Here is an 8,258-nt window from a genome sequence, read left to right on the forward strand (position 1 = left end):
GCGCGGGGGAGGGCAATGATGACCTGGGCTCGGGTGGCGGCGCGGGCGGCGGCGTCGTGCTCATCCGGGCGAGGGTGTTCTCGGGCGCAGGGCGCTTCTCCGCGGATGGGCTCGCGGCCGGCCACACGCCGGGCGACGATGGGGCGGGCGGCGGCGGCGCGGGCGGTGTCCTCATCCTTCGCGCGCAGGACGCGCTGGCCTGCGGGAGTGCCCAGGCCGCGGGCGGGAACGGTGGCAACGTCAGCTACCCGGACTGGGTGCTCGGCCCGGGCGGTGGCGGCGGTGGCGGCGGCGTGCTGCTGCAAGGGGTGACGGCGTCGTGTCCCAGGGGCGTGCCGGGTGGCGCCGCTGGAACCACCAACACGGCGGATGGCGGCACGCACGGCGCGGGCATGGGGAGCGAGGGCTTCGCCGAGGAATACCTCGCGGCCTATCGCGCGCCTGGGATGCCGGCTGTCATCTCCCCTGTGTCCGGAGCGGTGGGCCTTCCACACCGGCCTCGCTTCGAAGGCCGGGCGGACCCTGGCGTCCGGGTCCTCGTGTTCGTCGATGACGTCGAGCGGCTTCAGGTGGGCGCTGGCGCGGATGGCCTGTTCACCGCGGCCATCCCTCCGGAGCAGGCGCCGCTCGAGGTCGGCACGCACACGGTCCACGTGGTGGCGGAGTCGCTGGGCGCGTACAGCGCGCCCTCCGCGCCCGTGTCGTTCTCCGTCGCGGCCACGCTGGAGGATGGCGGCGTGGTGGTGGAGCCCATCCTGGTGATTCCGCGGGACGGCGAGACGGTGGGGACCACGCCGCTGTTCGCGGGCGTCGCGCCCAACGGGCTGACGGTGGGCATCGAGGTGGACAACGGCCCCGAGGTCATCATCCCCGTGGATGGCGCGGGTCGCTTCCGCTACCAGTGGCCGTTCGAAACACCGCTGGCGCCGGGCCCGCACTTCGTCACCGTCCATTCGCACAACGAAGCGGGGCTCAGCGGGCCCTACTCGCAGCCCATCCGCTTCGAGTCCGAGGAGGTGAGCGGCGGGGGCGATGGCGGCACGTCCGAGCAGGACGCGGGCACGTCCCAGGGAGATGGCGGCACGCAGGTGCCGGAGGACGGCTGGCCAGTGCTGGTGGTCCCCGCGGAGGGCGAGGTGGTGGACTCCACGCCGCTGTTCGCGGGCGCGGCGACGGCTGGCGCCACGGTGGTCATCGAGGTGGACGGCAGTGAGGTCGCCACGGTGACGGCCGATGACACCGGGGCCTTCCGTTACCAGGTGCCCCGCGAGCTCGCGCTGTCCGTGGGCGCGCACGAGGTCGCGGCGCAGGAGCACCTCGTCACCTCCAGCCAGGTGCCGGCGCGCTCGCGGACCACGGGCTTTCAGGTTCGGGGGCCCGCGGCGCTCGACGTGGGGTGTGGCTGCGGCGCCTCGCCCGTGGGCGTGGTGGGCTCCTGGGTGCTGCTGGCGGGGCTGGCCGGCCTGTCGCGGCGGCGTCGCGGATAGCGGTCCGCGAGCGGCCGGCCTGCCCGGTGCGTCAGTCGTCGCCCAGCAGGCTGCCCAGGCCGACGCCCCCGAGCACGCTGCCTTCTCCCGTCGCGCCGCCCGGGCGCGAGGCGGAGAGGATGCGGCCCGCGAGCCGGCTGAAGGGGAGCGACTGGAGCCACACCTTGCCGGGGCCGCGCAGCGTGGCGAAGAAGAGGCCCTCGCCGCCGAAGAAGGCCGTCTTGATGCCGCTCACCATCTGGATGTCGTAGTCCACGGTGGGCTGGAACGCGACGATGCAGCCGGTGTCCACGCGCAGCAGCTCACCGGGGCCCAGCGTGCGCTCGTGCAGCGTGCCACCGGCGTGGATGAAGGCGAGCCCGTCACCCTGGAGCCGCTGCATGATGAAGCCCTCACCGCCGAACAGGCCGGTGCCCAGCTTCTTCTGGAAGGCGATGCCCAGCGTCACGCCCTTGGCCGCGGCGAGGAAGCTGTCCTTCTGCGCGATCAGCTCGCCGCCGAGCTCGCTCAGGTTCACCGGGATGATTTTCCCGGGGTAGGGCGCGGCGAAGGACACCTTGCGCTTGCCTCGGCCGCTCTTGTTGAGGAAGACGGTGGTGAAGAGGGACTCGCCCGTCAGCAGGCGCTTGCCCGCGCCCAGCAGCGAGCCGAAGAAGCCGCTCGTCTTCTCCGAGCCGTCACCGAAGATGGTCTCCATCTCGATGCCGTCTTCCATGTACATGAGGGTGCCGGCTTCGGCGACCGCGGCTTCTCCTGGATCCAGCTCCACCTCGACGAACTGCAGGTCCTCGCCGTAGATGTGGAAGTCCACTTCGTGCATGCGTGCCATGGATGCGCTCCGTCGTGAGGAAACGGCGTGCACCATAGCCGCCCCGAGGTGGGGCTACCGCGACAGAATCACAGCCAGGGTGGCCACGAGCCGGGCGTCGTCGCCGCCAATGGCAGGCGGAATCGACAGCGACACCGGGTTCTCCAAGCCGGCGAGGCACGAACGCCAGCCTTGATAGCGGCCTTCTTCGGAGGCCGTGAGCTCGTAGCTGCACCGGCCCACGTCGCCCTTGAACGTCCGCGGCGTCACCTGGAAGTCGGTGAGCTGCCCGCCGAACGTGCCCTTGGCGCGCAGGCCGCCTTCCTCCTGTGTCAGCCGCAGGTCCACGGGGCCGCTTCCGTAGATGCCTCGGACCCGCGCGGCGTCCAGCGTGAGGTTGAGGGGCCTGCCGAAGGCGCGGCCTCGCAGGGTGTCGTCGCTGAAGCCGATCTGCAGGTCAGGGCTGGTGAGGTCGCGGTCGGTGACGCGCGCGTTGAGCGCGACCCGAGGCGTTCGCAGGTCCAGGTACTGGACGGGCTGGGCCCAGGCCGCGCCCGCCGCCGCGAGCAGCGCGGCTGTGAAGATACGTGAAGTTCTCATGCTTTGAACGTAGCTGGCTCGCCAACCTGCCGCCCGTGGCTTAGGTGTGGTGCACGAGATGAGGCGTTGACCCGCCTGGTGTACGGGCGGGTTGCCGGGCAGCGGCCCCAGGCGGCCGTTATGTCCCCGCGCTCCGGGCGCGGTCAGCGCTGGCACCGGTGAGAAGGAGGTTGTCGTCCGTGGCGGAGCTGACCCCAGGAGTGGAGCAGGAGGCCCGGCGGCCCAGGGTGTCCCTGTCGCTGGCGTTGCGGTGGCTGATGTCGCTGGGCGGCATCCTCACGCTGATGGGCGGGCTGCACGCGTACCTCGCGGTGCGCCTGTTCGTGAGCCCGCAGCTCCCCGCGCCGTGGGCCTGGCTGGGCCCCGTCCTGGTGGCGCTGCTCTTCCTGTCGCTACCGGTGGGGATGGCGGCGTCGCGTCGCGAGCCGACCCTCTGGACGCAGGCACTCCAGTGGACGTCCTACGTGTGGCTGGGGGCCTTCGGCATCCTGCTGAGCGCGGTGGTGGTCGCGGACCTGGTGGGGCTGGGCCTGTCGTGGTCGGGCATGGTGACGGACGCGCTGGTCCTGGCCCGGGGCAAGGCGCTGGTGGCGGTGGGGGTGACGGTGCCGGCGGTGGTGTACGCCTTCATCACGGCGCGTGGCCGGGCGACGGTGGAGCGGGTGACGGTGCCGGTGGCGGGCCTGGCGCCCGGGCTCAGCGGCCTGAAGGTGGTGCAGATTTCGGACATCCACGTGGGGCCCACGTTGGACGGACGCTGGCTGCGGCGCGTGGTGGAGCAGGTGAACGCGCTCCAGCCGGACGTGGTGGCGGTGACGGGCGACCTGGTGGACGGCACCGTGGAGGCGCTGCGGCACGAGGTGAAGCCCCTTTCGGAGCTGCGCGCGTCACTGGGCGTCTTCTACGTCACCGGCAATCACGAGTACTACCACGGGGGGCCGGCCTGGGCGGCGGAGGTGGCGCGCCTGGGCCTCACCGTCCTTCAGAACGAGCACCGGGTGGTGGAGCGCGACGGGGCGCGGCTCACCATCGCGGGGGTGACGGACCACGACGCGGGGCACCTCATTGCCTCGCATGCCAGCCGTCCGGAGCTGGCGCTGCACGGGGCGCCCCACGGCGTGCCGCGTCTGTTGTTGGCCCACCAGCCCCGGTCCGCCCTGCGCGTGGCGGAGGCTGGGGTGATGGTGGACCTGCAGCTTTCCGGGCACACGCACGGCGGACAGGTGTTTCCCTTCATGTTCTTCATCAAGTTGCAGCAGCCGGTGGTGCGTGGACTTGCCACCATCGCCGGGGTGCGCGTCTATACCCACCGGGGGACAGGCTATTGGGGGCCGCCGCTCCGGCTGGGGCCGTCGCCTGAGATTGCCGAGCTGACCCTGGTGTCCGCCCCGGGTTGATTGCACACCATGTGCAACTGTTGCGCGTCCGCCTAGAGTCCGTGGCTCTCCTGGCTGAAGAGGGACACTCCCCTGGATCTGGCAACGCTCAACAAGCTGCTCGCGGTCGGTGTGCAGAACGGTGCATCGGACATCCACTTCCGGCCGGGGGACCCGCCCATCTACCGGGTCAATGGCGCGCTCCGGCCCTTGAAGATGGAGAAGCTTCACGCGGACCACACACGACAGGTGGCCTTCCATGTCGTGTCGGACCCCGAGGTGAAGAAGCAAATCGACACGCTTCAGGAGTGCGACGCGTCCTACAGCCTCCCAGGCGTGGCGCGCTTCCGGGTGAATATCTACCGGCAGCGGGGCTCGCTGGCGTGCATCCTGCGCATCATCCCGGATGAAATCCCAACCATTGACGGGCTGGGATTGCCGCAGGTGCTGAAGAAGATTGCCGGCAACGAGCGCGGGCTGGTGCTGGTGACGGGCGCGACGGGGTCGGGGAAGAGCTCCACGTTGGCGGCGATGATTGACCACATCAACCGCACGGAGAACCTGCACGTCCTCACCATCGAGGACCCCATCGAGTTCATCTATAAGAACATCAAGTCCTCCATCTCCCAGCGGGAGATTGGCCCGGACACGCAGAGCTTCGCGATTGCGCTGCGCGCGGCGCTGCGCCAGGACCCGGACGTCATCCTGGTGGGCGAGATGCGCGACACGGAGACCATCGACATCGCGCTCAAGGCGTCGGAGACGGGCCACCTGGTGCTCTCCACGGTGCACACGACGGATGCGTCACGCACCATCAACCGCCTGGTGTCGGTCTTCTCCGCCGAAGAGCAGACGATGGTGCGCATGCGCCTGGCGGACTGCCTCAAGGCCACGGTGTCGCAGCGCCTGCTGCCCCGGGCCAGCGGCAAGGGCCGCACGGTGGCGCTGGAAATCATGGTGCAGACGAAGACGGTGGAGCAGTACATCCGCGACGACCGCGCCAGCGAGCTGAAGGACGTCATCGAGAAGGGCCGCGACATGTTCGGCATGCAGTCCTTCGACCAGCACCTGACGCAGCTCTACCGGGAGGGGCTCATCACCCTGGAGACGGCGCAGAGCGCGGCCTCCAACCCGGCCGACTTCCAGCGCGCGCTCGAGTTCGAGTGAGCGACGCGGCGATTCCCAGTGGAATGATATGGGTCGAATCCGACCCGATACACTTGGATAGGTGTTACTTTTGACCCACTGAACGGGTGTGTCAAAACGCCCGACTCCGTGGGTTTGAAGGTCCAGGAATCCTGGAGCCAAGTCCGCGAATTGAAGCAAAGCTTGATATTTCCGCTATTGCTGGTTATTGTGGCGATGTGTCCAGCGCCCCCTCCCCCCTGATTCGCCGTGCGCAGTCCCTCCTCGATGCCCGCCACCTGGTGGAGGCTGGCGCACTGCGTCTTCCCATCGAGCCCACCGCCGAGCCCGCCTTCGCGCCCGCGCGGCGTCACCGGAGCGCGCCCAAGGGGCCTCGGGTGATGCTCGTCTCGGAGGAGCCGCTCTTCCGGCTGGCCATGGGCCGCGAGCTGACGTCAGACTTCGAGCTGGTCCCCACGTTGGGTATCGCGTCGGCGGACCGCCGGATGGACCTGGGCGTGGTGCCGGAGGCGGTAGTCGTGGACCTGGACTCCGTGGAGCGAGCGGCCGTGCCGACCTTCCTGGCGCGGCTGGTGGACCGGGACCTGTCGGGGCCGCGCATCCTCGTGTCGTCCCACTTCCGTCCCGAGGTGGCGGCGGCCTACAGCGCCTCCAGCCTCACGCACTTCGCGCTGTCCCGCCCGTGGCGCCCGGGCGCGCTGCGCACGTTGGTGGAGTCCGTCATGGGCCTCTCCGGGCTGCGCGCCATGACGGTGGGGCGCTGAGGAACATGGCATGAGCCACGCGGCCCCCTTCTCCGAGCGGCTGGTGGATGCGGGCCGGGGGCTGCTCACCGGTGTCACGAGCGCGTCGGTGGGCGTGGCTCGCAGCGTGGGCGTGGTGCTGAAGGCGATGGGCGGAGGCGTGGCGCAGTGCGCGCGCGGCCGGCCTCGCGAGGGACTGCCTCAACTGGGCCAGGGCCTGACGCGCGTGGCGCAGCTCCCCGCGGACGCCGTGTTGATGGTGGGCGGGCGCGTGCTCAGCTCGGTGCAGGTGCTGGTCGGTCTGGAGCCGCCGGGCCGCCGCCTCACGGTGGAGGAAATCACCCGCCTACGGCCCATCTTCGGAGACAGCCTGAACTACGCGGCGGTGCGGGTGAAGGTCGGCCGGCTGGGCCTGCTGGGCCTCCCCGGGCGGGCCTTCGCGCACGGCAACACCGTCTTCGTCCCGCCTCGGAGCGGGGCTGTGGACTTCGGCCTGCTCGTCCACGAGCTGACGCATGTGTGGCAGCACCAGCATGGCGGCACGGCCTACCTGAGCGCCGCGCTGGCCGCGCAGTGGTCCGGCGATGGCTACGACTGGCGCAAGGGCGTGAGCCGCGAGAAGCGGTGGGCCCAGCTCAACCCCGAGCAACAGGCGCAGCTCATCGAGGACGCCGCCGTCGCCGGCCTCATCCCCGTCACCTCGCCGGTGTCCCCGCGCATGAAGCTCCGGGGCTGGTCCGACGCGGCGCTCGACCTGCTGGATGAGGCCGTGGGCTGCCTGCACGCGGGCCGCGGCGCGCCCTGAGCGCTCACGGCTTGGGCGGGGCCAGCGGGTCGTGCTCGGAGAGGAGCCGGGACACGCGCGCCTCATCCAGCCGCGTGCCGAGCTGCTCCATCTCGTGCTGCCCGCGCACCACCCGCAGGCGAAGCGTCCGCGGGTGCGGTTGGAGCAGCTGCGCGACGACGCGTTCATCGCCTACAGCACGGACCGGTACCTGAGGGACTTGCAGCTCGCGGCGCTGGCGCGGGCGGGCGTCACGCCCCGGCGCCTGCACGCGGCGGACTCCTCGGAGACGATTCTGGGCTTCGTGGCCGCGGGGCTGGGCTTCTCGCTGCTGGCCTCGCTCCTGCCGGAGGGGCCGCGCGAAGCCGGCGTGGTGTCCAAGGCGCTGCCGGGCGCGGGCACGGGCTCCGTCCACGCCGCCTGGAGGAAGACGGCCGCGCGCAGCCCGCTCATCCAGGCCGCGTTGTCGCTGGCGCCCCGGCGCTGAGCCGCCGCGGGCGCTTGAACGCCAGCGGGGCCCCGTGCCCGCCTGGAAGGTCGGACGCGGAGCCCCGGAGGTGCTCGCTCGGCTGCGGGCGGGTGCTCAGCCCTGGTACTGGTGCACCGCCATGATGGGGTAGTTCATGCTGGAGATGGTGACGCGCTGCGAGCCATCCGAGTTGACGTTGTTGGAGCCGATGAACGTCGGCTTGCCGTCCTTCCAGCCCGCGAACATCACCACGTGCTGGCCGCCGTTGGTCTTCATGGAGACCACGTCACCCGGCTTCGCGTCCTTCAGGTCGATGCGCTTGAAGTTGGGGTCCCGGTCCAGCTTGGCCATCAGGCCCATCACGCTGTTGTCGTGCTGCGCGTCGGAAATCTGGCCGGACTGCTCCAGCACGGCGGACACGAAGTTGGCGCAGTTGACGTTGTTGGGGACCCAGTCCTCCATGTCCGCGCCCACGCCGTTCTTCTCCAGCTTCAGCGAGCTCGCGTTCTTGTTCAGGTGCTGCGACGCGATGTCGAAGGGGCTGCCCTTGGGGCCGCGGGTGCCGGGGCCGGAGCTGTTGGGGCCCTGCACGCCCTGCGCGCCGCCGCTGCTGCCACCGCCCGTGGCGCCACCCGCGCTGCCCGCGGAGCCGCTCTCGAAGGAGTCCCGCGAACCCGGGATGTTCAGCGACTTGCCGGCGTAGATGAGGTCCGCGTTCTTGATCTGCGGATTCGCCTTCATCAGCGCGCTGACGCTGGTGTTGTGGCGCTGCGCCAGGTGGGAGAGGGTGTCGCCCGACTTGATGCGGTAGCTGCTCATGGGGGGCTCCGTGGGGGGTGTGGGGC

The 8,258-nt window shown here is 70.7% G+C and carries 9 protein-coding genes; 6 read left to right on the forward strand and 3 right to left on the reverse strand.

The genetic code is table 11. The features are described from left to right. On the forward strand, positions 1-1,487 hold a 1,487-nt coding region (locus HV826_RS35455; RefSeq protein WP_303623602.1), incomplete at its 5' end, for an MYXO-CTERM sorting domain-containing protein. Between the two features lie 31 nt (positions 1,488-1,518). Here the strand turns inward: HV826_RS35455 and HV826_RS35460 are convergent. Together HV826_RS35460 and HV826_RS35465 are read right to left on the reverse strand one after the other, a co-directional pair. Beyond that, complete coding sequence (locus HV826_RS35460) at positions 1,519-2,316, reverse strand: TIGR00266 family protein (protein ID WP_163786341.1); 798 nt, start codon at positions 2,314-2,316, stop codon at positions 1,519-1,521. A 54-nt stretch (positions 2,317-2,370) separates the two neighbouring features. Beyond that, positions 2,371-2,895, reverse strand: coding sequence for a hypothetical protein (locus HV826_RS35465; protein WP_176421440.1), 525 nt, complete (start codon positions 2,893-2,895; stop codon positions 2,371-2,373). 179 nt (positions 2,896-3,074) lie between these two features. On the opposite strand from HV826_RS35465, the gene HV826_RS35470 reads away from it, so the two are divergent. The 5 genes from HV826_RS35470 (at position 3,075) to HV826_RS35490 (ending at position 7,431) form a co-directional block, all read left to right on the forward strand. Further along, positions 3,075-4,292, forward strand: a complete 1,218-nt coding sequence (locus HV826_RS35470) for a metallophosphoesterase (protein WP_176421441.1) — start codon at positions 3,075-3,077, stop codon at positions 4,290-4,292. A 96-nt stretch (positions 4,293-4,388) separates the two neighbouring features. Continuing rightward, positions 4,389-5,438, forward strand: a complete 1,050-nt coding sequence (locus tag HV826_RS35475; protein WP_255217576.1) for a type IV pilus twitching motility protein PilT — start codon at positions 4,389-4,391, stop codon at positions 5,436-5,438. 197 nt (positions 5,439-5,635) lie between these two features. Next, entirely contained in the window at positions 5,636-6,181 is a 546-nt protein-coding gene (locus HV826_RS35480; RefSeq protein ID WP_368671066.1) for a hypothetical protein, read from the forward strand. Between the two features lie 10 nt (positions 6,182-6,191). Continuing rightward, positions 6,192-6,965 (forward strand): DUF4157 domain-containing protein, encoded by a 774-nt coding sequence (locus HV826_RS35485; protein ID WP_176421442.1) that lies wholly within the window; start codon positions 6,192-6,194, stop codon positions 6,963-6,965. A 31-nt stretch (positions 6,966-6,996) separates the two neighbouring features. After that, positions 6,997-7,431, forward strand: coding sequence for a LysR substrate-binding domain-containing protein (locus HV826_RS35490; protein ID WP_368671067.1), 435 nt, complete (start codon positions 6,997-6,999; stop codon positions 7,429-7,431). 96 nt (positions 7,432-7,527) lie between these two features. Here HV826_RS35490 and HV826_RS35495 read toward each other — a convergent pair. Beyond that, positions 7,528-8,258 (reverse strand): LysM peptidoglycan-binding domain-containing protein (locus HV826_RS35495; RefSeq protein WP_368671068.1); only part of this gene is annotated, 731 nt, incomplete at its 5' end.

Source organism: Myxococcus sp. AM010, from assembly GCF_013372585.1.
GTDB lineage: Bacteria > Myxococcota > Myxococcia > Myxococcales > Myxococcaceae > Myxococcus > Myxococcus vastator.

Coding starts and splice junctions, on each gene's coding strand:
- HV826_RS35460 (WP_163786341.1), bottom strand. CDS start 2,316: ATGGCACGCATGCACGAAGTGGACTTCCACATCTACGGCGAGGACCTG.
- HV826_RS35465 (WP_176421440.1), bottom strand. CDS start 2,895: ATGAGAACTTCACGTATCTTCACAGCCGCGCTGCTCGCGGCGGCGGGC.
- HV826_RS35485 (WP_176421442.1), top strand. CDS start 6,192: ATGAGCCACGCGGCCCCCTTCTCCGAGCGGCTGGTGGATGCGGGCCGG.